Source organism: Rhizobium sp. SVR5-9E (genome assembly GCF_056755095.1).
This window is the reverse complement of sequence record NZ_JBNDHS010000503.1, coordinates 1-258: the sequence shown is the minus strand read 5'-3', so window position 1 is coordinate 258 and position 258 is coordinate 1. Positions and strand designations below refer to the sequence as shown.

1 protein-coding gene is annotated in these 258 nt (G+C 64.0%); it reads left to right on the top strand.

Annotation, left to right across the window (positions count from 1 at the left end):
* Nucleotides 1-64: 64 nt before the first annotated feature.
* The gene (locus ACPYOJ_RS35805; RefSeq protein ID WP_481420452.1) at nucleotides 65-223 is read left to right on the top strand and encodes a hypothetical protein; all 159 of its coding nucleotides are present in this window, start codon (nucleotides 65-67) and stop codon (nucleotides 221-223) included.
* Nucleotides 224-258: the final 35 nt, after the last annotated feature.

Here is a 258-nt window from a genome sequence, read left to right as displayed (position 1 = left end):
CCCCCCCCCCCCCCCCCCCCCCCCCCCCCCCCCCCCCCCCTCAAAGCAAAACACGCCACCCTAGATGCAGCGTAGTCTCGTGGGCTCGGAGATGTGTATAAGAGACAGCACCTACAGCGTCCGCGTCCAGGCCGATGCCAAGTTCCGGGCACAGCCGGAAGATATCGGCCAGTTGAAGGTCCGCTCGGCATCGGGCCAGATGCTGTCTCTTATACACATCTGACGCTGCCGACGACTAGTCGAGTGTAGATCTCGGTG

Excerpts from the sequence above, each read along its gene's own strand:
- ACPYOJ_RS35805 (WP_481420452.1), top strand. The coding sequence starts at position 65 with ATGCAGCGTAGTCTCGTGGGCTCGGAGATGTGTATAAGAGACAGCACC.